The organism is Pseudoduganella sp. GW821-FHT12E03 (genome assembly GCF_058807115.1).
In genome coordinates this window covers 23,439-49,399 of sequence record NZ_JBXAQJ010000015.1, presented here as the reverse complement: position 1 = coordinate 49,399, position 25,961 = coordinate 23,439, and the positions used below count along the sequence as shown (strand labels likewise).

Here is a 25,961-nt window from a genome sequence, read left to right as displayed (position 1 = left end):
GTTATGCCTCGCCTTTCTGGTCTTTACCAATGATCAGCTTGGAATCGCTCAGGTACATGTGGCGCGGCACCGGCAGATTATCCGGCGCCGGCTTGTTCTTGTACACGCGGCCAGCCAGGTCGAAGGTCGAACCATGGCATGGGCACAGGAAACCGCCGACCCAGTCGTCCGGCAGCGACGATTGCGGGCCCGGCACGAACTTGGTCGACGGCGAGCAGCCCAGGTGGGTGCAGATACCGATCGCGACCAGGTATTCTTCTTTAATGGAACGGCCTTTGTTCAGGCAGTATTCCGGAGTGAATTCGTCGGGGTTGCGTTTGGAATCCGGATCGGCCACCTGGCCGTCGGTCTTTTTCAGCGATGCGACCATTTCAGGGGTGCGGCGCAGAATCCACACCGGCTTACCACGCCATTCCACTGTCTTCATCTCGCCCGGCTGCAGGGCACTGATGTCGACTTCAACCGGCGCACCGGCTGCTTTCGCCCGTTCGGACGGCTGGAAGGTACTGACCAAGGCGCCCGTGGCAGACAAGCCTACTACGCCGCCCGCTGCACATGTGGCAGCCAGCAAACCGCGTCGGCCGGGATCGACCTGCTTTTCGATACTCATACACAAACCCCAATCATCTAATTGCAAATAGTTGTTATACGACTACTGAGATTGCAGCAACCTTAAATTGTAGGACAAATTTTTTTTGAATTAAAGGAAAACGTAGTATTTGTGTAAATTCTGCCCCACATTCTGCAACGCCGTCCATGGCTAAATTGTCCATGCCGTGCTCGTCCCGCAATATGTTGTGAAAAGCAACAGATTGCAGCTATGATCGGCTGCTTAGTTTTGCTTAGTTAACCAGGAGTGTGCATATGGGCATGATGCAAGAGTTCAAAGACTTTGCCATGAAGGGCAATGTGGTCGATCTCGCCGTGGGCGTGATCGTGGGCGCGGCGTTCAGCAAGATCGTCGATTCGCTGGTGCAGGACATCATCATGCCGCCCATCGGCAAGCTGATCGGCGGCCTGGATTTCGCCAATTACTACGTGCCGCTGAATGGCCAGGCCATGAACCTGTCGCTGGCCGAAGCAAAAAAACTGGGCGCGGTACTCGCGTACGGTAACTTCCTGACCATCCTGTTAAACTTCATCATACTGGCGTTCATCATTTTCCAGATGGTGCGCATGCTGCAAAAGGCCCGCCGTAATGAACCGCCGGCAGCGCCAGCCGAGCCGCAGCCAACGGCGGAAGATATCCTGCTGCTGCGCGAGATCCGCGACGCGCTGAAGAACAAGTAAGCCCCCCGATGTCCCGGCACCGGGGCGGAATTGGGATAAAGATCATGCGACGACTATGGCTGTTGTTTGCGCAGACGGTAACCGTAGTCCTCGCGCTGTATTTCGTATACCACGCGGTCCGTCCCGACGCGGCCAGCCTGCCGGCCGCCGTGCGCCAGCTTGGCACCGGCAATGCCCGCCCTGCCACCTTGCTGGAAGCGTCCGTCAACACCCCGCCGTCGCCCGGCTCGTACCGCCTGGCCGCCTCGCGCGCCATGCCGGCGGTGGTCAACGTCCTGACCACCAAGGCGCACAAAGGCAAACACCCGCTGTCGCGCGACCCGTTTTTCCGCCGCTTCTTTGAACGCGGCGGCGAGCGCGGCGGTGAGCGCGAAGAAGGCGACGACGACCAGTCCAGCCTCGGCTCGGGCGTCATCGTCAGTCCGGACGGTTATATCCTGACCAACAACCACGTGGTCGATGCCGCCAACGAAATCCAGGTGGTCTTGCCGGACGGCCGCAAGGGCACGGCCAAAGTCGTGGGCACCGACCCGGAAACCGACCTGGCGGTGATCAAGGTTGACCTGGACAAGCTGCCCGTGATCGTGCTGGGCCACGCGGAAACCGCCAAGGTCGGCGACGTGGTGCTGGCGATCGGCAATCCGTTCGGCGTGGGGCAGACCGTCACCATGGGGATTATTTCCGCGCTGGGCCGCAATAACCTGCGCATCAATAATTTCGAGAATTTCATCCAGACCGACGCTGCCATTAATTTCGGCAATTCCGGCGGCGCCCTGATTGATACCAACGGTAATTTACTCGGTATTAATTCCGCGATTTACTCGCAAACCGGCGGTTCGGTCGGGATTGGCTTTGCCATTCCCGTGTCGACGGTCAAAACCGTGATGGAGTCGATTATCAGCTCCGGCCACGTGGTGCGCGGCTGGATCGGCGTGGAATCGCAGGAAATCACACCGGAACTGGCGGAAAGCTTTGGCTTGCAGCGCACCAGCGGCGCCATTATCGCCGGCGTGGTGCGCAATGGCCCGGCCGACAAGGCCGGGATCAAGCCGGGCGATATCCTGCTGTCGGTGGAAGGCAAGGACGTGCACGACACCACGGAAATGCTGAATCTGATCGCGGCGCTGCCGCCGGGCGGCAAAGCCACCATGCGCGTGCTGCGCAAGAGCCGGGAAACCGACATGGCCGTCACCGTCGGCAAGCGGCCGGTGGCGAAGTAAGCGGGGCGGCGGCATAATGGCCCGTCTCCATCCCGACTCTTGATAAGCCCATGCACCTGCGCGACCTGAAAAATTACCTCACCGAGCTGGCCGACAACAACAACCGTCCCTGGTTCATCATGAACAAGCCGCGCTACGACATCTTGCGCGAAGAATTCCTGCAACTGGTCACCAGCCTGATCGCCGAACTGGGCAAGTTCGACCCGGCCGTCAAGTTTTGCAATCCCAAGAAGGCCATGTTCCGCATCAACCGCGATGTGCGCTTCGCCAACGACAAAAGCCCGTACAAAACCCGTTTTTCCGCCGCCATCGCGCCCAACGACATGCGCCGCCCGTCCAAGGCCGGCGGCCCCACGTATTACTTCCAGCTCGATGGCGACGGCCGCCTGCTGTTCGGCGCCGGCGAATACATGCCGCCGCCGCACCGCATCAAAGCACTGCGGCGCGCCATGGTGGAAGACGCGGCCGGCTTTGGCAAGGTGCTGAAAAATAAAGCCCTCAAGGCCCGCTACGGCACCATCCAGAATGAAGGTAAGCTGCAGCGCCCGCCCAAGGGCTTCGATGCCGAACACGAACACATTGAATACATCAAGCTGAAGAGCTTCTTTGTGTGGACTGAAATCGACCTCGAGCTCAACAAGCCGGAATTGCTGCTGCCCTTGATTGCCAATGGCATGAAGGATGCCTACCCGCTGGTGCAATGGATGCGCGCGGCGCGGGTCGACGAGGAAGAGGAAGCGGCTTGACCGGTCTTTGACCGGCCTCAATACGCACGCCGGCGCTTGGTTCCTATTTTATGCAGTTCATGTCGTCCAATTTGCAGTTCGTCGCACACCGATAGAGCTGCAAACGCCCCTTGTCTATAGTTCACTCAACGAAACGACAAACACACATAAGGAGCCGATCATGAACATCGCTAAAAACATGGAAGCCATCTTCCTCGCCGCCGCCACCCTGGCAGGCGCCACCCTGGTTACCACGGCTGTTGCAGCCACGCCGGCCGCCAAGAACATCGTCACCACCGCCCCTGCCGCGCAAGCTGTCCAGGCTACCGCCGGCAACATGCAAGTGGTCGTGATCAGCGCCAAACGGCTGAGCGCCGCTGAAAAAGCAGCGCTCGCCAATTAATTCAGCCATCACCGCCCGCCGCCACCGGCGTCACCGATCCAGGAGCAGTACGATGAACAAATTTTTCAGCGCCACGATGATGGCAGTTTCCCTGTACGCGGCACACGGCCTGGCCGTGGCGGATGACATCATCAGTGAAATCCGCACGGTCGATGCACGGGCCGTCAAAGTGGTGCTCGATGGGATCATCAGCCTGCAACTGAAGCAAGGCAATACGCCGTCGCTGGTGGTGTCCGGCGACAAGCGCTACGTGCCGAAAATCACGGTGGTGCAATCCGGCGACACCCTGCGCATCGGCACCGACTTGCGCGGCATCAGCGTCAGCAACCCGCACCTGCGCGCCGAACTGACCTTGCCAAACTTGCGCGAATTCGTTTCGTCCGGCGTGGGTTCCGCGGAACTGTCCGGCTTTAGCGGCGACGATATGCGCCTGTCGCTGGAAGGCGCCGGCTCCGTCAACATGGCGTCGCGCTACAAGCACATGGATGCGCGCCTGACCGGCGTGGGCAGCATGAACGTCAATACCGGTGATGCGGAACGAGTCGACCTGAACCTGAAAGGCGCGGGCCAGATCGTCATCAGCGGCCAGAGCAAAGACTTGCGCGCCAAGCTGGGCGGCATCGGCAGCCTCGATGCGCAAGGCTTGAAGGCCGACAGCGTCGACGTCGACATGTCGGGCCTGGGCGGCGCCACCGTGTATGCGAAAACCTCGGCCAACCTGCGCCTGTCCGGCATGGGCTCGGCCACAGTGTACGGCAAACCGGCAAACCGCAATTCCACGGCACGCGGCATGGGCAGCGTGTCGTGGAATTGAGTGGAACCGAGCTGAATTAAGCTGAACCGGTGCGCGGCGTCACCTCAGCGCCTCCGGTATCAGCACACGCGCCACTTGCAGCGCGGCCGGGCCCAGCAGCACCAGCATCAGCGTCGGGAAGATGCAAAAGATCAGCGGGAACAGCAATTTCAGCCCGATCTTCGCCGCCGCCTCTTCGGCCGCCATCCTGCGCTTGGTGCGCAGGTTGTCGGCATGAATCCGCAACGAATCGCCCATGCTGGTGCCAAAACGCTGCGACTGGATCAGCATCGCCACCAGCGTATCCATGTCTTCCACGCCGCTGCGCAACGCCAGGTTGCGTAGCGCTTTTTCCTTGCTGAAGCCGGCGCGCATTTCCATCAGCGTCAGTTGCAACTCCTGCGCCAGCGCCACGCTCTTGATGTGGATTTCCGCCGCCACCCGCACCAGCGCCCGCTCCAGGCTCAGGCCCGCTTCCACGCACACCGTCAGCAAATCCAGCGCATCGGGCAAATGTTCAAAGATTTCCCGCTGGCGGCGCAAGGCCGTGCGCGCCAAGACCGTGTTGGGCAGGTAGTAACCGCTGGCCGCGGCGCCCAGCAAAAGCAGCATCCATACCTGCTGCGGCGCCCGGCCCGCGGCCAGCAGCGCGGCAATGACCGGCATCAGCAACGCTAGCACGGTCTTGGCGGCGAAGTACAGCGCCGGTGCCGACGGATGGCGCCAGCCCGCCGTGATGAAGCGCGTGCGCAGCGGAGACTGTTCCCATCCCTGCTCCGGCAACGACAGGCGGGTCAGCGGCTGCGCCACGCGCGCCATGCGTTCGATCCAGTTGCCCTGCCCTTCGCGCTGTTCCGGCGCAGCCTCGCCCAGTTGTCCGCTCACTTGTCCGCTCAGGCGTGCGCGCACCGCATCCGGCGCGAATAGCCACAGCGCCAGCAGCACAATGGCCACCACCACCACGAACACCAGCAGCAGGAACGCTATCGTTGTGCCGTTCATACGCGGATCCTGATCACGCTGCGCATCCACAGAAAACCGGCCAGCATGGCGCCGGCCGCATACCACAGCAGCCGCACCCCGGCCGGATCGGTCCACAGCACGGAGACATAGGCGGGATTGAGCAGCGACATCAACGACACCACGCCCAGCGGCAGCAAACCCAGTATCCAGGCCGACATGCGCCCTTCAGCGGACAGCACGCGCACCTGCGCCATCAGCTTCAACCGGGCGCGCACCATATTGCTGACATTGTCCAGCAATTCCGCCAGGTTGCCTCCGGACTCGCGCTGGATCAGCACCGCGATCACCATGTACCGCAAGTCCGTCAGCGGAATCCGCGCCGCCAGGTTGTGCAGCGCTTCATTCATCGGCACGCCGTAATTGATTTCCTCATACGCCATGCGGAATTCACTGCCGGTCGGCTCCGGCATTTCATTGCCCACCATTTGCAGCACATTGGCAAACGAATGCCCTGCGCGCAGTGCGCGGCCGAGGAAATCCGCCACTTCCGGCAATTGCTCCTCCAGCTTGCGCATGCGCCGCTCGCGCGCCTTCAGCAGGACCAGCGCCGGCAGTCCCGCCGCCACGGCCAGGGTGGCCGTCAGCATTGCCGGCGGCGCCCCCAGCAGGGCCGGTATGCTGGCCGCCGCCAGCAGCAGCGCGCCCTGCAGCGCGCCAAACCGTCCCACCGTCCACGTGACACCCGCCTGCAGCAACAGGCGGTCGAATGCCGCCACCTGCGGCAAGCGCCGCAGCCAGCTGTCCAGCAGCGGTTGTGCGCTATAGCGGCGCTGCTTGAGGATCGTGACCTGCTCGCTGCCATCGGTACGCGCCGACATCAGTTGCAGGCGGCGTGCAATGCGGCGCGCGTCGCCGCCATGGTTGCCGGACCACCACAGCCAGGCCCCCTCTATTGCCAGGATCACGGCGGCAAACAGCAATACCGTGAATGCGGAAAACACCAGGTCCATTGCTTCCCCCTATTCGTCAATTACTCGTAAATCTTGTCGGGATCGAACGCGCTGTCCGGCACCGGTGCGCCAAACATGCGCAAGCGTTCCGCAAAGCGCGGCCGCACACCGGTGGCGCGGAACCGTCCCAGAACCTTGCCCGCGCCATCGATGCCATCCTGGTCAAAGCGGAAGATTTCATGCATCGCGATCATTTCACCTTCCATGCCGGTCACTTCCTGCAGGCTGACCAGCTTGCGCGCGCCGTCGGTCAGGCGCGACACCTGCATCACCACCGTGATGGCGGAACAGATCTGCTGCCGCATGGCGCGCGGCGTCAGGTGCACACCGGCCATGCCGACCATGTTTTCCAGCCGCGCCAGCGCATCGCGCGGCGAGTTCGCGTGGATGGTGGCCAGCGATCCTTCGTGTCCCGTATTCATGGCCTGCAGCATGTCGATGGCTTCCGCGCCGCGCACTTCCCCCAGGATGATGCGGTCCGGCCGCATCCGCAGCGCATTGCGCACCAGCGCGCGCTGCGTGACTTCCCCCTTGCCTTCGATATTCGGCTGCCGCGTTTCCAGCCGCACCACGTGCGGCTGGCGCATTTGCAGTTCCGCCGCGTCTTCGATCGTGACAATGCGCTCGCTGCCTGGAATGAAACCGGACAACACGTTCAGCAAGGTGGTCTTGCCGCTGCCGGTGCCGCCGGAAATCAGGATATTGACCTTGGCCTGCCCCAGCGCTTCCAGTACCTGCACCATGGGCGGCGTCAGGCTTTTATAGGCCAGCAGGTTGGCGATCGTCAACGGGCTCGCGGCAAAGCGGCGAATCGACAGCATCGGGCCGTCGATCGCCAGCGGCGGAATGATGGCATTGACGCGGGAGCCATCGGGCAGGCGCGCATCGACCATCGGGCTCGATTCATCTATGCGGCGCCCCACCCGCGAGACGATTTTCTCAATGATTTTCATCAGGTGGGCATTGTCGTGGAACGTCACCGCCGTCAATTCCAGCCGTCCACCCCGCTCCACATAGACCTTGCTGGCGGTATTGACCAGGATGTCGGACACGCCGGCATCGGCCAGCAACGGTTCCAGCGGACCAAAGCCCAGCATTTCATTCTGGATGTCGAGCACCAGCCGGTGCCGCTCATGCTGGTTCAGCACGATGCGCTCATCTTCGATCACCCGCTGTACCAGCAGCGCCAGTTCATGGCGAAACTGTTCCGGCGTCAGCTTCTTCAGCCGCTCCAGGTCGATGCGGTCCAGGATCGCCTGGTGCATCGACTTGCGCAATTCCTGGTATGCCGCATCGGGCAGGCTGGCGGTCAGCACCGGACCGGCGCTGCCGCTGCCCGATAACAGGCGGCCGTCATCGAAGCCGGCCAAACGTTCGCGCAGACTCATATCTCCTCCCCGCGCCCGAACAGGCGGTCAAACAAGCCCTTGTTTTCCGGGATGCGCCGCGCCGTCACCAGTTCCACCAGCTCACCCAGGCTGCGCGCCAGCGGGCTGCCGCGCGACAGTTGCAGCAACGGCACGCCCTGGTTGACGGAATCGGTCGCCGCCAGGTAATCGTTGGGCACCGTATGCGCCACTTCCGCGCCCAGCGCGGACGACAGGTCCGCCAGCCGCAGCTTGCCGCCCTTTTCATAACGGTTGACGATGAGCCGGATGCGCTCGCCCGGATAGCCCAGCGAACGGAAGATGTCCAGCAGGCGGCGGCCGTCGCGGATGTCGGGCAGCGCCAGTTGCAGCACGGGATAAATGGTGTCGGCATGGTCCAGCGCGCGCAGCGACAGCGCATCGATCTGGCGCCCCACGTCCAGCAAGATGTAGTCGTAATGCTGACGCGCCACGCGCAAGATGATGTCCATGTGGTCCGGCTTCATCTCCACCGCCTGGCCGGGGTCATCGGCCGCCGCCAGCACGCCGAAGCCGGGCGCCACGTGCACCAGGCACGAATCGAGGAAAGCGCCATCCATGCGGCCGATCTGGGCGCAGATGTCGGACAGCGTCATCACCGGCTTCTGGTCGGATACATACAGGGTCGCATCGCCGAACTGGCCGTGCAAATCGATCAGCAGCACCTTGCAGCCGCCCAGCTCCGCCAGCGCGTAACCGAAGTTGGTCGACAGGAAGGTGGCGCCGCTGCCGCCCTTGCAGGAAATGAACGCCAGCGCCTTGCCGTCGCGCATGCGCGTGATGCCGGCATCCACTTCGATGCGGTCCATCGCGTCATGGAAAGCGCGGTGGTCGAGCGGCAGCGCCAGCACTTCACGCATGCCGGCGCGCATGGCGCGGATCAGCAAATCCTGCTGCGGCGCGCGGGTCAGCAGCATGAACGAGGCGCGAGGATAGTGGCGCGCCAGCGGCTCCACCAGTTCCGATTCCCCCGGCGCCAGTTCGCTGGCGTCCAGCACCACCAGGCCGGGCGCCTCCGGTAGCAGCCGCTCCACCGCGTCACGCAACCCTTGCCGCAACGCCAGCACTTCCAGGGCCGGCATGCGCGCGGAGCCCTGCGCGGCAATGTCCGCCTGCAATTCGCTGTCATGGCTGATGATCAATGCTTTCACGATGTCTCCTTCACGAACATGGCATGGCCGGCGGACTCGATGACGTGGCGGTGCGGTATCCCAGTGATTCGGCCCGTACCACCGTGGCCGCCGTGGGTACTGTCATGGCCGGCAACGGCAGCCAGGGCAGCATCAGCTGGTAAGGCACGGGTTCGCAACTGCCCGGGCTGCAAATGCGGGCCCGCACGAACTGGATACAGCTGCTGCTGGCGGGATTGGCCATGCAGTTGGCGCGGTTCTGCGCCGGCCCGGACGGCAGCGCGCCGGCCCCCAGCGCCTGCAGTTTTCCAGTGTCGTCCAGCCACAGGTAATCGATCACCACATGGTCTTGCGTGACACCGCCGCTCAGCAGCAGCACGCCATCGCTGTCGCGGAAAATCGCATCGAGGCGCACCGCCCGCATCGCGGCGGCGCAGGAAAAGTCCGTGATGGCCGCCCCGCGCGCGGCGCGCCGCGTCACTTCCTGCACCGTGTTCACGACACACAATGCGCGGGCCGCTTCCAGCAGCAGGAACACGAACAGCAGGAAGAGATGGAACACCAGCGCGAATTCCACGGTCAGCCCGCCGGATCCCGGCAGGCGCCTGCGGTCAATTGTTCGGATAGCCATAGCGCATCGTGTGAGCGGCTTGCAGCAGCATCGTATTGCTGGCCGCCGTGGTAAACAGGGCGGATGGCACCGACACCCGGACCGACGCTGTCACGGTCACGGTGGACGATGGGACGGTGCCTTCGCATATCACTTCGTCGCAGCCGACGTAGACTTTGCCGGGCGCCAGCGATGCCTGCAGGCCGGCTTGCTGTGCCGTCTCCACCACCAGGGACCGTACCATGGCCATCGACTGCGTGGCGGCTTCGTCGGTGCTCAAGGCCTGCGGCGGCAGCGCGGCCATGGTGCGCGCGCCTTCCTGCACCGCCTTGTGCAGCGCGGCGTAGTGCAGGAAGATGCTGCCGATCGACAGCACGGCCGGCACCAGCAAGACGCATGCGGACATGACCAGCGCCAGCTCGATGGATGCCACACCGCGCCGGCCACGCCGGGACAGTATGCGGCGCCTCATCGGTACAACTCCACCGCGCCGCCCAGCGCCTGTTCGCTGACCACACCGGCATATTCCGCGCTGACGGCGGTGGCGCTGGCCGGCGCCGTCAGCAGGAAGCGCGCCACCGCCAGCACCTGCGCCTGGGCGCTCGCGCCAGCCTCCACCGGGCAGGCCAGCAGCGGAACGTGCAACAGGCGCCGGCCCTTGCGCCCCGGCTTGGTGGGAGACTGGAACTGGCCGGGCACCTGCGACGACAGATACGGCGACGATCCCGGGTAGGCGCCAGTCACCTGCGGTGTATTACCGCCGCCAACCTTGTACAACTGCGGCCATTGGGTTAAAGCAATGGCGGCATGGTTATCCGCGCGCTTTGCGGCGCCATACGCCCACAGCGTGCCGTAGTCGACGGCGCCGGGCGGGTTGGTGCCGCGGTCCGCCACCGTGTCGAGTTTCTGCCCGGCGCCGGTGGCTCCCGGCTGCGCGTGGGGCGCCGTCGGTTTCAGCACCATCCAGTTCGGCGCCGCATAGGACAGGACATTCATGTCCGGCGGCGTACCGCGTTCAGTGCACGGTGCCGCGGCGGAAAACTGGTTAAAGCGGGTGTTCAAGTGCCCGCTGAAGGTAAACGCGCCGGGCCGGCGCACGGCGACCGTGGCGCCAGTGATGCTGTCGCGCTGCATGCTGCCGCTGCACAGGAACGGCGCCACCTGGGCATCGGTGACATCGGTCGATGCCGCTTGCGGCGCCACCAGGAAGTATTCCGGCACAGCCGCGCCGATGGCGGGATTCAGGTTCAGCAAGTTATACGTCACGCCGAACCGAAAGCCGTATTGCACCCATTCCGCGTTGCCGCCACCGTAGCTGCGCGAACCATTCGCCACCGCGCTCATCGCGCAAATCGCCAGCGGCGCCACTTCAATGTCGCTGCGCCCCGCCACGGCCACGGCGGCCGCCGTGGCCTTGGTATAGGTCTCGCCCAGCAAAGCGGCAAACGGCGTGGCCACCACGCCGATCCCGTCCAGCTTGCTGGTGTCCACCCGCGCATAGCGCAAGCCATTCGGGCTGGCGGTGGCGCCCGCCACGTCTTTCCAGTCGCCGCTGCCCGCATCCGGGCGGGCGGCAAATGACAACGCCCGGTTGTCCCACACCACCTTTGTCCGGTAGTTGTACCGATAGCCGGGGGCGATCTCGCTCGCCTGGTCCACCGCATCGGCAACCCCATTCGCCGTGCCATTGAGCGACTGGGCCGCCGCCAGCGCCACCGCATCGGCCAGCCGCTGCAATTCCTGCTTGCGGTTGAACAATTGCGCCAGGTCCAGCGCCAGCCCGGCAAACGCCAGCAGGCTGGCCAGCATCAGCGCAAATGCCACCGAGATCGAGCCGCGACGCCGCGTGCCGGGGTTCATTTTTGCGCTCCCGCTCCGATGACCAGGGGCCGGGCGGCCGGCTCCCGTTCCGCGAAACTCTTGCGGTAGCCCTGCTGCGCCTGCAGCGCCGCCGCGCCATCGATTCCCGTGACCGGCGCCGCCGATGGCAGGCCGATGGCCTGGCGCGCAAACGCGGCGCGCGCGGTGGCGCCAAAAGGGGCCGGCGCCACTGCGGATGACTGCGGATCGGGCGCGGCGCAAGCCGTCAGCAACAGGCAAGGCACAACACAACACAGCAATTTGAACACAGGGATCATGGCTGCTCTCCGGCGGGACGGGCGCCCAGCAATAACGATGCGCGGCCGGGCGGCGCCATGTCCCCGGTCGGCAGCGCCTGGCCCGGCGCCTGTGGCTGCACCAGGCGGGCAGTAATCACAAACAGCAATTCGGTGCGCTCATGCAGGAAATCCGTGCTGCGGAACAGCGCCCCCAGCACCGGGATTTCCCCCAGCAGCGGCAAGCCCTTGACGTCGGTGTTCTGGTTGTTGCGGATCAGGCCACCGATGACAAAACTCTGGCCATCGTTTAATTGCACGGTGGTCGAGGAGCGGCGCGTCGTCACCAGCGGCAGCACGGCCGGACCGCCAATGCCGGCGGCCCGGATACCGACCCCTTCGCGCGACAATTCCGACACTTCCGGCGCGACTTTCAGGTTGATGCGCCCGCCCGCCAGCACGGTCGGCGTGAAACGCAAGCCGACGCCGAATTCCTTTTCTTCCAGTGTGATGCGGCGGTCGTCTTGCGCCACGGGAATCAGGATCTTGCCGCCCGCCAGGAAACTGCCTTCCTGCCCGCTGACGGCAATCAAGGTCGGCTCCGCCAGGATGCGCACCAGGTTGTCCTGGTGTTCCGCATCGATCCGCAAGCTCTTGCCGGCGCCCTTGGTCAATTCCGCGCTGCCGCGCGCCACGCCGGTAATGAAGTTGCTCAGCAGGCTGGCGGTCCAGCTGCCGCGCGTGGTGGTCATCATGACGCCGAGTTCCAGTTTGTCCATCAAGGTTTTGGACACTTCCGCAATCTTCACTTCCAGCATCACTTGCTGCGGCGCCGTCACCGACAACAGGTTGACCACGCGCGGGCCGTGCGCGGTGTCCGCCGCCCCGGCCAATGGCGCCGCCGCCGGTGACGCTGACGCGGTGGCCGGCGTGGCCAGTTGCGGCACGGGGCGGCGCACATAGGCCTGCGCCAGGTCCAGCACTTGCGCCAGGGTCGGGCCATCCGACACGGTGCCGCTCAACACCAGCGAATCGGCCGCCGCCGTCACGCGCACGTCTTTTTCCAGCGGCATCAGCGCCGCCAGCGAGGCTTGCAGGCCGGCGCCGTCGAGCGCCACATCGATGTCCACCAACCGGCAAATACCATTGGCCAACTGCACCACCATGTTGGTGCTGCCGATCGCCACGCCCGCGACATACAGCGTATCGGGCGCCACCAGGACCGCCTGCGCCACGCCCGGATTGCCGATGCTGCGGCCCGCCACCGGCCCCGCCACCGGCAACATGACGGACTTGCCGGGTTGCAGCTGCAGGCGCGTCGGCGCGCCGGCGGAACCCCGGCAGCGCAAGCCGCCGCTGCGCGGCCGGGCCGGGCCGCCTTCGCCCTTGGCCACGGCAGGGGAAGCACCGGCCACCGGCATGTCCCCGGCCGCTGCCGGCGCCGGCGCCGACAGCGCCAGGACCAACAGCGCCAGCACAGCCAGCACCCGCGTCAACAACGCGCGCCGCATGGCCATGCGCCACCGCGCCTTGCGCGGCTGCGCCGGGTCAACAACCAGCGGCGCAGGCGGCGCTGGCGGCAAACATCTAGTCGTGGTTTTCATGACCGCTCCCTTAGTAGCATTCCTGTCCGCGATGGACGCCGTCGATAACGGCGACGCAATGACGTGGTTCCGGCGCGGCCGCGGCCTGCGCCACGCGCGGCCTGGGGGCCGGCGGCGTTGCTGGCGGCGCGGCCGCCGGGGCGGCGCTTGCGTCCTGGATGCCCAGCAGCGATACCTTGGTGGCGCCTTCCGTCACGCCCGGCTGTGGATCGACCTGGTTGCGCAACACCAGCGACAAGGTACCGACGCTGCGCGCCAGGTCCAGCTGTTCCGCCTGCACCGGCGTGACTTCCAGGGTGACGGCATTGACCACGCGTGGCTTGGTATCGTCGCGTCCCACCTCCTGCGCCACCGCCAGCACCAGGATGCGTTCCAGCACGATCTTGGAAATCGCATGCTGCTGCGCCTGGTGGCCATTGCCATCGACTTGCGTGTACACCAGCACATCGACGAAATTGCCTGGCAACGCGAAGCCCGCCACGCCCACCACGTCGTTGACGCGCACCGTGATGGCGCGTTTGCCCTCCGCGATCAGCGCCGACAAGCCGCCGGACGCACCGGCCGGCGCCAGCTTGCCTTCGCTGAGCGGTTCGCCGCGCTGGATCGCGTGGCGCAGCACCCGCCCGTCCAGCTTGCGCAAGTCGCGCAGCGCGCCGGGCGGCACGCTTTCGACCGGCCACTCCGCCAGTTTCACCATGTCCGGCGCCAGCCGCTGGCCCGGACTGGCGTCAGCAGCAGCCACCACGATGCGGCCCGCCGCGCCCGGCGTCTGCGTGTGCAGCCAGCGCGACGCCAGCAGCACCGCCCCCAGGCCCAACAGCACGGCCAGGCCCAGCATCAACAATGCGCGCTGGTTCTTCATGCGGCGCCTCCCGTGTGGGTTCCGGCCGCAAACATGCTGGACCAGGCCTGCTCCAGCGCCGCCACCGTCAATTGCGGCGGCTGTCCCGCATAGCTGGCAAAGTCGGCCAGCCGGGCCAGGATGTCGCGCGGATAGCTGGCCAGCAGCGGCTGACCGCTGCCGCCATGCAATGCATCGACCAGATGGCGCAGCGCAGCTTCATCCATCGCCACATTCGCGGCCCGGCACTGCTTGCGGAACAGCGCGCAATACGCGCTTTCGGACAGCGCGCCCACGTGCACCTTGTAGCCAAGGCGGCGCAGTGCGGACGCGTCCAGCAAGACTTGCGGCGGCAAATTGGTGGCGAACACCAGCATCGCGTGGAATGGCATGGCGAACTGGTAGCCACCGGCCAGCGCCAACTGATCCTGCCCCGCGTCCAGCGGCTGGATGAAGCGGTTCAGCAGCGCCGGCGCGGCGATGCGCTGGCGGCCCAGGTCATCGACGATGACCAACCCGTGGCTGGCCTTGCAATGCGCCGGCGCCTGGTAACAGCCGGAAAACGCATCATGGCGCAACTCCAGCATGGCGGCGTCGAGTTCCGCCCCCAACTGCACCACGGGCCGCTGGCACAGCACCCAGCGCGCATCGCCACTGCGGCGCTCCGGCGCCAGGCGGCTGCCGGGCATGGGCGCGGGCGGCTGGTGGATCGCCGGGTCGTAAATCTGCACGATTTCCTGGCCCACCGCCACCGCGTGCGGCACCAGCACGGCGCCCGCCAGCAAGCCGCCCAGCTTGCGCGCCAGCGTACTCTTGCCACTGCCGGGCGGACCATACAACAGCATCGAGCGGCCGGCGTGCATGGCGGCGCCCGCCAGCCGGTGCACACCGGCATCGAGGCAGCAATCAGCAAAGACCGCATCGACCTCGTCCGCCGTGACGCTGCCCAGCGCCAGCCGCGCCGCCTGGCGCGACGCCATGGCGCGGTACGCTTCCAGCGTGACCGGCGCGGGCCCCTGGTAGGGCGCCCGCTCCAGCCACACGCCGGCGCGCTGGCGGCCCATGCCGGTCAACTGGTATTGCACGTCGATATCGGCGTCACCGCGCCACGCCACTTCCGCCAACTGTTCCGCCACCATGAAATCGAGTGCTTCGCGCAACACATTGACGGACAGCCGCAGCCGGGTCGCCAGGATCGGCAAATGCGTGCGTCCCGCCGTGAAGATCGCCTTGGCGATCAATTCCACGATCAGCTGCAATTCCAGTCCTGTCTCATGCACATTACGCGGCTGCGGCGGCAAGATCGGACTATGTTCATCCTCATCGGTGCGGGTGGCGGGTAGCACGGCGTCGAGATCCAGCATGGCGGTCCTCCTTCAAGCGAACTGATCTGTAGAAAGGCGATACTAGCGTTGGCTTTCCTAGCGGACATTGATTAGCGGCAAGCGTGGCAGCATCGCTACACGCCATGCGCCGACCACAAGGTCACGGCGGTGCCGGCGGCCACGGCCACGCCGTACGGCATGCCGCCGGCCGAAGCGCGGCCGGCGATGACGGGCAGCGGCGCCCGGACACCCGCCTGCCGCAGCGTCAATGCCGTCAGCAGCAAACGCAGGTTGGCCAGCCCCAGGCGCCAGCGCCCGCCCACCGCCAACAGCACCAGTCCCAGCACACCGCCAGCCAGAACGCTGGCCAGGGCGATATCGCAGGCCTGCGATGGCCCGGCAAACGCCCCCGCCATGGCCATCAATTTGACGTCACCGGCCGCCATGCCGCCTGCGGCATATAAGGGCAGAAACAGGCAAAAGCCGGTCAGCATGCCGGCCAGCCAGGCCGACAGCCAGGCGCCGTCCGGCCCCAGGCGGCAATGCAGCGCCAGCGCCAGCAATAACCCGCTGAGCACCAGCACGTTGGGGATCTTGCGCACGGCAAGGTCCGTGACTGCGGCTTGTAACACCAGCCACAGCAATGCGAATTCCAATGCATTTGGCATCTCAGCTCCCAGGCGCGCCGGCCGGACTGCGCCGGCGCGCCGCCGGTTATGAGCCGGAAGGGGCGGCGACAACGCCCAAGGCAGTAGCGATAGCGGTGAACTTGGTGCCCAGGGCGGTACCGATACTGGTCAGCGTGGTGGCGATCGCCACCACGATGAGCGCCGCAATCAAGCCATATTCGATCGCGGTAATACCATCTTCGTCATTGGCAAAATTGCGGACGGCTGCAACAAGTGAGTCCATGATGTGCTCCTTAAGAGAGGAATTGACGGAACCTGGCGGGGCCTGTCTGCAGCCATGCCGCCGCCATTGGGATTACTATAGGCGTGGCCATCCAACCGGCGTTGACGGTGCGCAATTTTTCCATGAGGAATGTTTTTGCTTTGCGCGCGAACAGTTGCAACACAGCGAATGGTGTGTTTTCCCCACACCCGGGCGCTCCTGTCGAACCCGGCAGCGTAAAATCGTGGCGTTTTAGCAGATATTCATAGACTTTAATTGCCTATAAGACAAAAAGGTATTATTCTGCTTAGCTGTCTTTCGGAAAGGCCTCATGCTCTCAAGCACTGTGCGCCTTGCAGCTGCGGTAAAACTCGCTATGATGGGCTCTCGGTATGATGCTTGAGGCTATGGGTGTGTGATCAGAGAACGACGATGGATTCCCTACTGAAACACATGGTGGACATGACCGGCCACCGCGATCACACCATGCTTGACATTTCGGTAATTTCTGCAGTGCAAGAACTTGCCAATGCCAAGCAAACGCGCGTGCTGACCCTGACCACGGTCAAGGGCCAGACGTTCTTGCGTTCCCGCGCCATCATTTGCGCCGGCAAAGCCGCGCGCATGGAAGAGCAAACCGACCCGGCCAGCGCCGGCGAACCCCTGGCCAGCTACCCCGCACTGGCCGCCTGCATCGCCCACCATGACGCGTCGGCGGAACAAGTCAATGCGGAAGGCAACCACACGCTGTGGCTGCCGATCTGGCTGGGCGACAAATGCAATACCTGCCTGGAAATCATCGACCCCACGCCGTATACGCCGGAAACCATCCACATCGTGGGCGGCATCGTCAGCGTCTACCGCAACTTTCAGAACTTGCTCGATTACAGCGAACGGGATTCCCTGACGGGCTTGCTCAACCGCAAGACGTTTGATGACCAGCTGGCCAAGATGCTGGCCGCCAGCAGTGCGGAACAGGATGCGCTGGCGCTGCCGCCCGGCGACAAGGAACGCCGCCACCATTCGGACCAGGAAAAGCAGTGGCTGGCCGTGGTGGACGTCGACCACTTCAAGCATGTCAACGACAAGTTCGGCCACCTGTATGGCGATGAAGTGCTGATCCTGATCGCCAACCTGCTGCAATCGTCATTCCGCGCACAAGACCGCGTATTCCGCTTTGGCGGAGAAGAATTCGTGGTCCTGTTGCGCTCGACCACGCAAGACAACGCCCGCCGCATCATCGACCGCTTCCGCATGAATGTGGAATCGCACGAATTCCCGCAGGTTGGCAAGGTGACGGTCTCGATCGGCTATGTCAGCATCAGCGCCTATGAAGCGCCGGTGATCATCCTGGGCCACGCCGACCAGGCGCTGTATTACGCGAAAAGCCATGGCCGCAACATGATTTGCCATTACGACGAACTGGTCAGCGGTGGCTTGTTGCAAGCCATCGAGTCCAACGACGAAGCAGAATTCTTTTAAGACGCCAACGTCAAAAACCTCATCGGATCCACATTCCACTTGGCGGCCGATTCATGGCCGACAATCTTGTCGGCGCCGCCAAAGCCGATGCCGCGCGCCAGGTCCACGGTTTCCGGTTTGATATACGCATTGCGCTTGGTGTGGAAGAACACATTGACCTTCGGGGCCAGCAAATTGGTTTCGTGCGGTTCCACCACCACGCCCAGCCGGCCCGATTCCAGCAGCACCAGCGTGCCCACCGGGTAAATCCCGACACAGCGCATGAATTCCTGCGCATATTGCGGGTTGAAGTGGAATTTGCTCCACTCATAAATCTTGCGCAGCGCCGCCGCCGCCGGCATGCCCTTGTGATAGCAGCGGTCCGCCGTGATGGCGTCATAGACGTCGACAATGGCCGCCATTTGCGCCAGCTCGCTGATCTGGCCGCCCGTCAATTTGTGGGGATAGCCGCTGCCATCGCACCGTTCATGGTGGTGCAAGGTGATGTCGAGCGCGATATCGTTGATTTCCGGCGATTGCCTGAGGATGTTGTAGCCGTCTTCCGGATGCTTGCGGATCACGGCAAATTCCTCGTCGGTCAGCGCCGCCGGCTTGTTCAGGACGGTATCCGGCACCAGCGCCTTGCCCGTGTCATGCAGCAAACCGCCCAGGCCCGCCTGGCGCGTGACTTCTGGCGCCAGCCCCCGGGAGTTGCAAAACGCCACCAGCAGCGCGCACACGCTTACCGAATGCAGGAACGTGTAGTCATCCTTGGTCTTGATGCGCAGCAGCCCGACCAGCGCGCCCGGATTACGCAAGATGGATTCCGTGATGTTTTGCACCACCGGCTGCACCTGACCGATCTCGATGGCCTTGCCCAGGCGGGCATCGGCCATCACCGTGCGGACCAGCGACGACGCCTGGTGGCGCACTTGCGCCGCACGCGACAATTCCTCGCCCAGCGACACGCGCATCACGGTCACCGGCTTGGCCGCCAGCTCCGCCAATTCCCGCTCGGTGGCTTCCTGCGCTTCTTGCAGGGTAGGCGCGTCTTGCACATCCAGCCCTTTGGCGCTGTCGATGACAACATCATGAATGCCGGCCTGGACGATCTTGCGGATTTCATCTTCGCTGCTGAGCAGGAAGCGGTTGCGCATGAACGGATGTGACATCCAGTCACAACTGAGATCATGGATGAACATGCCCACTTTCAGCTGGGACGAATCGACTTTCTTGAGCATAAGGGACTCTGCAGCGGGCAATATCAGGTGTGAAACACGTTAGAATCAGTATAACAAATTGTTTCCCGCAGGATTCACTCCTATGTCCTGCACACAACACTCTTGACATGGAATTACGCCAGCTCCGCTATTTTGTTGCCATTGTTGATCATGGTTCGCTGTCCCGCGCGGCAGCCACGCTCCATGTCGCGCAACCCGCGCTGACCCAGCAATTGCGCCAATTGGAAGAGGAACTGGGGGCGCAATTGCTGCACCGTTCCGCCCAAGGCGTGCTCAGCACGGACGCCGGCAAGGTGTTTTACGAACATGCGCTGGCCATCCTCAAGCAGGTGGCCGACGCCCGCTCGGCCGTGACGCAATCGGCGACCCGGCCCTCCGGCAGCGTCACCGTTGGCTTGCCGCACAGCATATCCGGCGCCCTGGCCTTGCCGCTGCTGACCGCCACCCGCGCGCAATTCCCGGAAATCACGTTGCAATTGACGGAAGAATTGACGGGCAACCTGGCCGAGCAATTGAAATCAGGCCGGGTCAACCTGGCGGTGCTGTTCGATGACGGGCAATTGTCGCCATTCGTCTGCACCCCGCTGGCGGAAGAAGAATTGCGCTACCTGTGCCGCACCGACCTGGCGCCGGCCGATGACGGCCACGGCATTTCGCTGGCGCAAGCGCTGTCCAGTCAACTGATCCTGCCCGGCCTGCAGCACGGCGTGCGGCCCCGCATCGAGGCGGTGGCGCGCAGCGCCGGGCTGGCCACCACCAACATCATTGAAATCAATTCCATCGCCATCCTGAAATCCGCGATCCTGGCCGGCATGGGCGCCACCATCTTGCCGGTGGCGCCGGTGCTGGCGGAAGTCGAGCATGGCGCCATGCGCGCCTTGCCGATCCACAGCCCGTCGATTTCCCGCACGGTGGTGCTGTGCGGGTCGAAAAACATCCCGCTGACCAATGCCGCGGCCGCCGTCAGCCGCCTGATCTGCCAGGTGGCCGCCAACCTCTGCGAGAGTGGCTATTGGATCGGGGCGCGCCTGCTGACCGATGATTTTAGCGCCCGGTAATCATATACAATGAACAACTTGAATTGATCCCGGCAATTCGCCTGCGCTGCCGCCTACCCCACCATGCAATATCGTCCTGAAGTCGATGGCTTGCGCACTGTCGCCGTCATCCCCGTCATCCTGTTTCACGCCGGCTTCCAAGTGTTCAGCGGCGGTTTTGTCGGCGTCGATATTTTCTTCGTCATCAGCGGTTACCTGATTACGAGCATTATTTATTCGGAATTGATGGCCGGGAAATTCAGTATCGTGAATTTCTATGAACGGCGCGCCCGGCGCATCCTGCCCGCGCTGTTTTTCGTGCTGGCCGCCTGCCTGCCGTTCGCGTGGCTGTGGCTGCTGCCGGCCGACGCCAAAGGGTTTGCCCAAAGTATGGTGTCCGTCACGCTGTTCGGTTCCAACATCCTGTTCTGGCTGACCAGCGGTTATTTCGATACCGCCACCGAATTGAAGCCATTGCTCCACACGTGGAGCCTGGCGGTGGAAGAGCAATATTATGTGTTCTTCCCCCTGTTGCTGATGCTGGTGTGGCGCGCCGGCAAGCGGGTCTTGCTGGCCGTGCTGGGCGTGATCGGAGTGGCCAGCCTGGTGGCCGCACAAATGCTGGTGCATGACAAACCGGATTTCACTTTTTATTTATTGCCGACGCGCGCGTGGGAATTGCTGATCGGCGCCTTCACGGCGATTTATTTCACGACCAGCATCAATGCGCGCGTCACCGGCCCGATGCGCCAGCTGGGCAGCCTGGCTGGCTTTGGGCTGATTGCCTTTTCCCTGCTGGCGTACGATAAACACACCCCCTTCCCCAGTGTGTATGCGCTGGCGCCGACCATGGGCGCGGCCCTGATCATCCTGTACGCCAACCCGGCCACGTGGGTAGGTCGCCTGCTGGCCACGAAACCCTTTGTCGGCATCGGCCTGGTCAGCTACAGCGCGTATCTGTGGCACCAGCCACTGTTTGCCTTTGCACGCCAGCGCAGCCTGGATGAGCCATCGCCGCAATTGTTCGCGGTGCTGGTGGCGGCCACCTTGCTGCTTGCCTTTATTAGCTGGAAATATGTCGAGGCGCCCTTCCGTACCCGCCATGTCGTCAACCGCACGCAAGTGTTCCGCTTTGGCCTGGCGGGCAGTGTCTTGTTTGCCGTGATCGGTTTCAGCGGCCATCTGACGCATGGCTTCCTTACCCAGCGCAGCACGCCGGAACAGGTGGCCGTATTGCAGACGGCCCAGCCCAGTCCCAAACGCGATGCGTGCCATACCAGCGGCGCGCACTACCTGAAACCGGAAGCATCGTGCGAATACTTCAACGGCAAGCTGGAATGGGCAGCGTTTGGCGACAGCCACACGATCACGCTGGCCTATGCGATGGCGGAAAAGCTGCAGGCGCAGGGAATCAAACTCAAGCATTTCTCGTTCAGCGGTTGCGCGCCCTCGTTCGGCACCACCCTGGCGGAAATGCCGCAATGTTCCAAATGGACCCAGGAAACGGTGAACTATATTGCCCACCACCCAGACATCCGGAACGTGGTGGTATCCCATCGCCTGGTTGCCCAACTGTCCGGCGTACATCAACTCACCTATCCGCATTTGCCGCACGAATTCAGTCCGGCACAGCAGGAGCAGCGCTGGAACGCCCTGCTTGCCTCGCTCCGGTATTTCATTGCCAATGGAAAAAATGTGGTGCTGGTATTGCAGGTGCCGGAACTGGCGCGCCCGATGGATAAATTGCTGTTCCGCGCCAAGGATCCCCGCAGCGACGTGGTTTCGGTGCGCCGGGCATGGTGGGACGCGCGCAGCGCGTGGGTCAAGGCGCGGCTGGGCGAGATCCCGCCTGGCGTGCGTCTGGTCGATCCGGCCCGGATTTTCTGCGATGCGGAAAATTGTTATGCGGCCAGGAACGGCATCGCTTATTACATGGATGACAACCATTTATCGCTGAAAGGGGCGGAACTGGTTGCCGACCAGGTGTTTCAGCCGGCCCCGCAGGTCCATGCGCAAGCCCGGCGCTGAGACAATCAGCCAAAACCACGGGCCATAATTTTTTCTTATACCCCCATCCAGAATCGGTATTTCCGTATACGTCAACTTGCCAATTAATATGGCAAGTTAGCTGACACGCTAAGCGGATTTTTTAGACCTAAACTGTCCGTAAGCAGTTGTACGCCGCACACCTGCGGCACTACGCCTGTCCCGCCCGCGCTTACCCTGCGCACCGCGACGACCGGCGGCGATCCCGAATACCCTTTTGGAGACATCACCATGGCCGAAACCACGGCACCAGTGGCGCCCGCGAACAGCGACCGCCTGACTTCCGTCACCCTCGACGACAAATACACGGCCACGTCCGGCAATATTTTCCTGTCCGGCATCCAGGCGCTGGTGCGCTTGCCGATGATGCAACAGGTGCGCGACCACGCCGCCGGCCTGAACACGGGCGGCTTTATTTCCGGCTACCGTGGTTCGCCGCTGGGAGGCCTGGATGAAACGCTGTGGAAAGCCAAAAAGCACCTGGAATCGCACCATGTGCAATTCGTGCCGGGCGTGAACGAAGACCTGGCGGCCACGGCGGTATGGGGTTCGCAGCAGGTGGATCTGATCGGCCCGGCCAAATACGATGGCGTGTTTGCCATGTGGTACGGCAAGGGTCCCGGCGTGGACCGCTGCGGCGATGTCTTCAAGCACATGAACCATGCCGGCACGTCCAAGCACGGCGGCGTGCTGCTGGTGGCCGGCGACGACCACGGCGCGTATTCGTCGACCCTGCCGCACCAGTCCGACCACATTTTCTCGGCCTGCATGATCCCGGTGCTGTACCCGTGCAATGTGCAGGAATACCTGGACCTGGGCGTGCATGGCTGGGCCATGTCGCGCTTCTCCGGCTGCGCGGTGGCGTTCAAGGCGCTGGCCGACACGGTGGAATCGTCGGCCTCGGTCGATGCCAACCCGTTCCGCGTGGACGTGAAACTGCCGAAAGACTTCCATATGCCGGAAGGCGGCCTGAATGCCCGCCTGTCCGCGATCCCGCTGGGCCAGCAGGCGCGCAACCAGGAAGCGCTGATGCAGGACTACAAGATCTATGCCGCGCTGGCCTATGCCCGTGAAAACAAGCTGAACCACACCACCATCGATTCCAAGGACGCGAAACTCGGCATCATCGCCTCCGGCAAATCGTACCTGGACGTGCTGGAAGCGCTGGAAGAACTGGGCATCGACGAAGAAATGGCCGCCAAGGTCGGCCTGCGCCTGTTCAAGGTCGCCATGCCATGGCCACTGGAACCGGATTCCGTGCGTGAATTCGCGCAAGGCCTCGATGAAATCCTGGTGGTCGAAGAAAAGCGCCAGTTCGTTGAATACCAGTTGAAGGAACAGCTGTACAACTGGCGCGACGATGTGCGTCCACGCGTGATCGGCAAGTTCGACGACAAGGGCGAATGGGTGGCGCCGCGCGGCGAATGGCTGCTGCCGCCGAAGGCGGACTTCTCGGTATCGCAAGTGGCGCGCGTGATTGCCTCGCGCGTGAAGCAGTACATCACCGACACCCACATCCAGGATGAGATCAAGGCGCGCCTGACCTTCCTCGACGCCAAAGACGCGGTGCTGAAAAAGGCCATCGACACGCCATTCCGTCCCGCGTTCTATTGCTCCGGCTGCCCGCACAACACGTCGACCAAGGTGCCGGACGGTTCGTTCGCGCTGGCCGGCATCGGCTGCCACGTGATGGCCACGTCGATCTACCCGGAATACAACAAGCTGACCACGCACATGGGTGGCGAAGGCGCGCCCTGGATCGGCCAGGCGGCGTTCTCGAAAGTGCCGCACGTGTTCCAGAACCTGGGCGATGGCACCTACTTCCACTCCGGCTACCTGGCGATCCGCGCCGCGGTCGCGGCCAAGGTCAACATCACGTATAAAATCCTGTACAACGACGCGGTCGCGATGACCGGCGGCCAGCCAGTGGACGGCATCGTGTCGGTGCCGATGATTGCGCAGCAAATGGCGGCCGAAGGCGTCAAGCGCATTGCGCTGGTGACGGAAGACTTGTCGCGCTATACCGACCGCTCCGCGCTGCCCTCGATCGTGTCGCTGCACGACCGCAAGGAAATGGATGCGGTGCAGCGCGAATTGCGTGAACTGCCGGGCGCCTCGGTGCTGATCTACGACCAGACCTGCGCCGCCGAAAAACGCCGCCGCCGCAAGAAAGGCGAATTCCCCGACCCGAACAAGCGCATGGTCATCAATGAAGCCGTGTGCGAAGGTTGCGGCGATTGCGGCATCCAGTCGAACTGCGTCTCGATCCTGCCGAAGGAAACCGATTTCGGCCGCAAGCGCACCATCGACCAGTCGTCGTGCAACAAGGATTATTCGTGCGTGAAGGGCTTCTGCCCGTCGTTCGTCTCGGTCGAAGGCGGCAACCTCAAAAAGTCCAAGACCGGTGTCAGCAAGACTGACGACGGCTGGGCGGCGCTGCCGCAGCCTGTGCTGCCGGACTGCGAACATCCGTACAACATCCTGATCAACGGCATCGGCGGCACCGGCGTCATCACCGTCGGCGCGCTGATGGGCATGGCCGCGCACCTGGAAGGCAAAGGCGCTTCCGTGCTGGACATGACGGGCATGTCGCAAAAGAATGGCTCCGTCACGTCGCACGTGAAGATCGCCCGTTCGCCGGCGCACCTGCGCGCCCAGCGCATCGCCACCGGCGAAGCGGACCTGATCCTGGGTTGCGACATGCTGACGTCCGGCGCTTCGGACGCCGTGTCGAAAATGCGCCCGGGCCGCACCCTGGCCGTGGTCAACCTGCACGAACAGCCGCCGGGCACGTTTGCCCAGCAACGCGACTGGGAATACCCGGTGCAGGAAGTCAAGGCGCTGATCCGCGAATCCGTCGGCGCGCCGCAGGACAACAGCAACACCGCCGCCGCCGACTTCATCGACGCGACCAAGCTGGCGACGGCCCTGATGGGCGACTCGATCGCCGCCAACCTGTTCATGCTCGGTTATGCATGGCAACGCGGCCGCATCCCGTTGAACGAAGCTTCGCTGCTGCGCGCGATTGAATTGAATGGTGTCGGTGTGGAAGCCAACAAGAAGAGCTTCCTGTGGGGCCGCCGCGCCGCCGTGGATTTGAAGCGCGTGGAAAAAACCGCGATGCCGGCGCAAGCGGTGATCGTGCAAATGCCGCAAAGCCTGGACACCGTCATCAAGAAGCGCGTGGAATTCCTGACCGGCTATCAAAATGCTGCTTACGCCGGCCAGTACGAAGCACTGGTGCAGCAGGTGCGCGCGAAAGATGTCAACCTGAACCTCGGTAACAAGCTGGCCATGGCGGCCGCGAAATCGCTGTCGAAACTGATGGCGTACAAGGATGAATATGAAGTGGCGCGCCTGTACACGGACGGCCGTTTCGTCGAGCAGCTGCAATCGCAGTTCGAAGGCAACTTCTCGCTGAAATTCAACCTGGCGCCGCCGCTGTTTGCGAAAAAGGATGCCAAGGGCCACCTGGTCAAGGCGGAATTCGGTTCGTGGATGTGGAGCGCCTTTAAACTGCTGGCAAAAATGAAAGGCTTGCGTGGTGGCGCACTGGATATCTTTGGCTACACTGAAGAGCGCAAGATGGAGCGTGCACTGATTGCCGAGTACCGTGACCTGGTGACCCTGCTGTTGAGCAAAGTCGATGCCAACAACTATGACACCGCCGTGGCGCTGGCGCAGTTGCCGGAAAAAATCCGCGGCTTTGGCCATGTGAAGGAAAAGGCCGTGGCGGAATTCCGCGCTGAAAAAGAGCGGCTGTTGGCCATTTTCAACAGCGGCCATAAAAACGCCGCGTAATGGCAAGCATTGGCGGCTTTGTAAAAGCCGCCCTACGAATTGCCGTGGTTTCCGCCTATGCAAACCAC

At 63.4% G+C, this 25,961-nt stretch carries 24 protein-coding genes; 9 read left to right on the top strand and 15 right to left on the bottom strand.

All coding sequences use genetic code 11. The features are described from left to right. Position 1 precedes the first annotated feature (1 nt). On the bottom strand, positions 2–610 hold the full coding sequence (petA, locus tag AC1RRC_RS29490) for a ubiquinol-cytochrome c reductase iron-sulfur subunit (protein ID WP_493059272.1): 609 nt from the start codon (positions 608–610) through the stop codon (positions 2–4). Positions 611–864: 254 nt separating this feature from the next. Between petA and mscL the strand changes: the two genes are divergently transcribed. The 5 genes from mscL to AC1RRC_RS29465 all read left to right on the top strand — a co-directional run bounded on the left by mscL (position 865) and on the right by AC1RRC_RS29465 (position 4,452). After that, the gene (gene mscL / locus AC1RRC_RS29485; RefSeq protein ID WP_493059271.1) at positions 865–1,290 is read left to right on the top strand and encodes a large conductance mechanosensitive channel protein MscL; all 426 of its coding nucleotides are present in this window, start codon (positions 865–867) and stop codon (positions 1,288–1,290) included. Positions 1,291–1,334: 44 nt separating this feature from the next. Next, entirely contained in the window at positions 1,335–2,510 is a 1,176-nt protein-coding gene (locus AC1RRC_RS29480) for a S1C family serine protease (protein WP_493059270.1), read from the top strand. 50 nt (positions 2,511–2,560) lie between these two features. Continuing rightward, on the top strand, positions 2,561–3,256 hold the full coding sequence (locus tag AC1RRC_RS29475) for a DUF2461 domain-containing protein (RefSeq protein WP_493059269.1): 696 nt from the start codon (positions 2,561–2,563) through the stop codon (positions 3,254–3,256). A 160-nt stretch (positions 3,257–3,416) separates the two neighbouring features. Continuing rightward, complete coding sequence (locus AC1RRC_RS29470) at positions 3,417–3,638, top strand: hypothetical protein (RefSeq protein ID WP_493059268.1); 222 nt, start codon at positions 3,417–3,419, stop codon at positions 3,636–3,638. Between the two features lie 52 nt (positions 3,639–3,690). Then, complete coding sequence (locus AC1RRC_RS29465) at positions 3,691–4,452, top strand: head GIN domain-containing protein (RefSeq protein WP_493059266.1); 762 nt, start codon at positions 3,691–3,693, stop codon at positions 4,450–4,452. A 39-nt stretch (positions 4,453–4,491) separates the two neighbouring features. On the opposite strand, the gene AC1RRC_RS29460 is transcribed toward AC1RRC_RS29465, so the two are convergent. The 13 genes from AC1RRC_RS29460 to AC1RRC_RS29400 all read right to left on the bottom strand — a co-directional run bounded on the left by AC1RRC_RS29460 (position 4,492) and on the right by AC1RRC_RS29400 (position 16,328). Further along, on the bottom strand, positions 4,492–5,433 hold the full coding sequence (locus AC1RRC_RS29460) for a type II secretion system F family protein (RefSeq protein ID WP_493059265.1): 942 nt from the start codon (positions 5,431–5,433) through the stop codon (positions 4,492–4,494). Next, positions 5,430–6,404: a type II secretion system F family protein gene (locus AC1RRC_RS29455; protein WP_493059263.1), complete on the bottom strand. Its 975-nt coding sequence runs from the start codon at positions 6,402–6,404 to the stop codon at positions 5,430–5,432. Before AC1RRC_RS29455 ends, AC1RRC_RS29460 begins: the two co-directional genes overlap by 4 nt. A 20-nt stretch (positions 6,405–6,424) precedes the next feature. Then, positions 6,425–7,792, bottom strand: a complete 1,368-nt coding sequence (locus tag AC1RRC_RS29450; RefSeq protein ID WP_493059262.1) for a TadA family conjugal transfer-associated ATPase — start codon at positions 7,790–7,792, stop codon at positions 6,425–6,427. Beyond that, the gene (locus AC1RRC_RS29445; protein WP_493059261.1) at positions 7,789–8,961 is read right to left on the bottom strand and encodes a CpaE/TadZ family protein; all 1,173 of its coding nucleotides are present in this window, start codon (positions 8,959–8,961) and stop codon (positions 7,789–7,791) included. Before AC1RRC_RS29445 ends, AC1RRC_RS29450 begins: the two co-directional genes overlap by 4 nt. A 10-nt stretch (positions 8,962–8,971) precedes the next feature. Next, on the bottom strand, positions 8,972–9,571 hold the full coding sequence (locus tag AC1RRC_RS29440; protein ID WP_493059260.1) for a TadE/TadG family type IV pilus assembly protein: 600 nt from the start codon (positions 9,569–9,571) through the stop codon (positions 8,972–8,974). Further along, on the bottom strand, positions 9,552–10,022 hold the full coding sequence (locus AC1RRC_RS29435) for a TadE/TadG family type IV pilus assembly protein (RefSeq protein ID WP_493059259.1): 471 nt from the start codon (positions 10,020–10,022) through the stop codon (positions 9,552–9,554). The genes AC1RRC_RS29440 and AC1RRC_RS29435 overlap by 20 nt, the downstream gene beginning before the upstream one ends. Beyond that, positions 10,019–11,410 (bottom strand): pilus assembly protein TadG-related protein, encoded by a 1,392-nt coding sequence (locus AC1RRC_RS29430; RefSeq protein ID WP_493059258.1) that lies wholly within the window; start codon positions 11,408–11,410, stop codon positions 10,019–10,021. The genes AC1RRC_RS29435 and AC1RRC_RS29430 overlap by 4 nt, the downstream gene beginning before the upstream one ends. After that, positions 11,407–11,688 carry a hypothetical protein gene (locus AC1RRC_RS29425; protein ID WP_493059257.1) on the bottom strand — a complete coding sequence of 94 codons (282 nt, stop codon included), beginning with the start codon at positions 11,686–11,688 and terminating at the stop codon, positions 11,407–11,409. The genes AC1RRC_RS29430 and AC1RRC_RS29425 overlap by 4 nt, the downstream gene beginning before the upstream one ends. Then, entirely contained in the window at positions 11,685–13,250 is a 1,566-nt protein-coding gene (locus AC1RRC_RS29420) for a type II and III secretion system protein family protein (RefSeq protein ID WP_493059256.1), read from the bottom strand. Before AC1RRC_RS29420 ends, AC1RRC_RS29425 begins: the two co-directional genes overlap by 4 nt. A 10-nt stretch (positions 13,251–13,260) precedes the next feature. Further along, entirely contained in the window at positions 13,261–14,112 is an 852-nt protein-coding gene (gene cpaB / locus AC1RRC_RS29415) for a Flp pilus assembly protein CpaB (RefSeq protein ID WP_493059254.1), read from the bottom strand. After that, entirely contained in the window at positions 14,109–15,455 is a 1,347-nt protein-coding gene (locus AC1RRC_RS29410; RefSeq protein ID WP_493059252.1) for a DUF8689 domain-containing protein, read from the bottom strand. The genes cpaB and AC1RRC_RS29410 overlap by 4 nt, the downstream gene beginning before the upstream one ends. A gap of 95 nt (positions 15,456–15,550) precedes the next feature. After that, positions 15,551–16,084, bottom strand: coding sequence for an A24 family peptidase (locus AC1RRC_RS29405; protein ID WP_493059251.1), 534 nt, complete (start codon positions 16,082–16,084; stop codon positions 15,551–15,553). A 46-nt stretch (positions 16,085–16,130) separates the two neighbouring features. Further along, on the bottom strand, positions 16,131–16,328 hold the full coding sequence (locus tag AC1RRC_RS29400) for a Flp family type IVb pilin (RefSeq protein WP_493059250.1): 198 nt from the start codon (positions 16,326–16,328) through the stop codon (positions 16,131–16,133). 411 nt (positions 16,329–16,739) lie between these two features. On the opposite strand from AC1RRC_RS29400, the gene AC1RRC_RS29395 reads away from it, so the two are divergent. Further along, positions 16,740–17,789: a GGDEF domain-containing protein gene (locus AC1RRC_RS29395; protein ID WP_493059249.1), complete on the top strand. Its 1,050-nt coding sequence runs from the start codon at positions 16,740–16,742 to the stop codon at positions 17,787–17,789. On the opposite strand, the gene AC1RRC_RS29390 is transcribed toward AC1RRC_RS29395, so the two are convergent. Next, a complete protein-coding gene (locus AC1RRC_RS29390) occupies positions 17,786–19,009 on the bottom strand; it encodes an HD-GYP domain-containing protein (RefSeq protein ID WP_493059248.1) in 1,224 nt (407 codons plus the stop codon). The two genes, AC1RRC_RS29395 and AC1RRC_RS29390, sit on opposite strands and share 4 nt — an antisense overlap. 107 nt (positions 19,010–19,116) lie before the next feature. Here AC1RRC_RS29390 and AC1RRC_RS29385 point away from each other — a divergent pair, with 107 nt between their 5' ends. The 3 genes from AC1RRC_RS29385 (at position 19,117) to AC1RRC_RS29375 (ending at position 25,893) form a co-directional block, all read left to right on the top strand. Beyond that, positions 19,117–20,067 (top strand): LysR substrate-binding domain-containing protein, encoded by a 951-nt coding sequence (locus AC1RRC_RS29385; protein ID WP_493059247.1) that lies wholly within the window; start codon positions 19,117–19,119, stop codon positions 20,065–20,067. Positions 20,068–20,130: 63 nt separating this feature from the next. Continuing rightward, complete coding sequence (locus AC1RRC_RS29380; RefSeq protein ID WP_493059246.1) at positions 20,131–22,074, top strand: acyltransferase family protein; 1,944 nt, start codon at positions 20,131–20,133, stop codon at positions 22,072–22,074. A gap of 249 nt (positions 22,075–22,323) precedes the next feature. After that, positions 22,324–25,893 (top strand): indolepyruvate ferredoxin oxidoreductase family protein, encoded by a 3,570-nt coding sequence (locus AC1RRC_RS29375; protein ID WP_493059245.1) that lies wholly within the window; start codon positions 22,324–22,326, stop codon positions 25,891–25,893. Positions 25,894–25,961 lie beyond the last annotated feature (68 nt).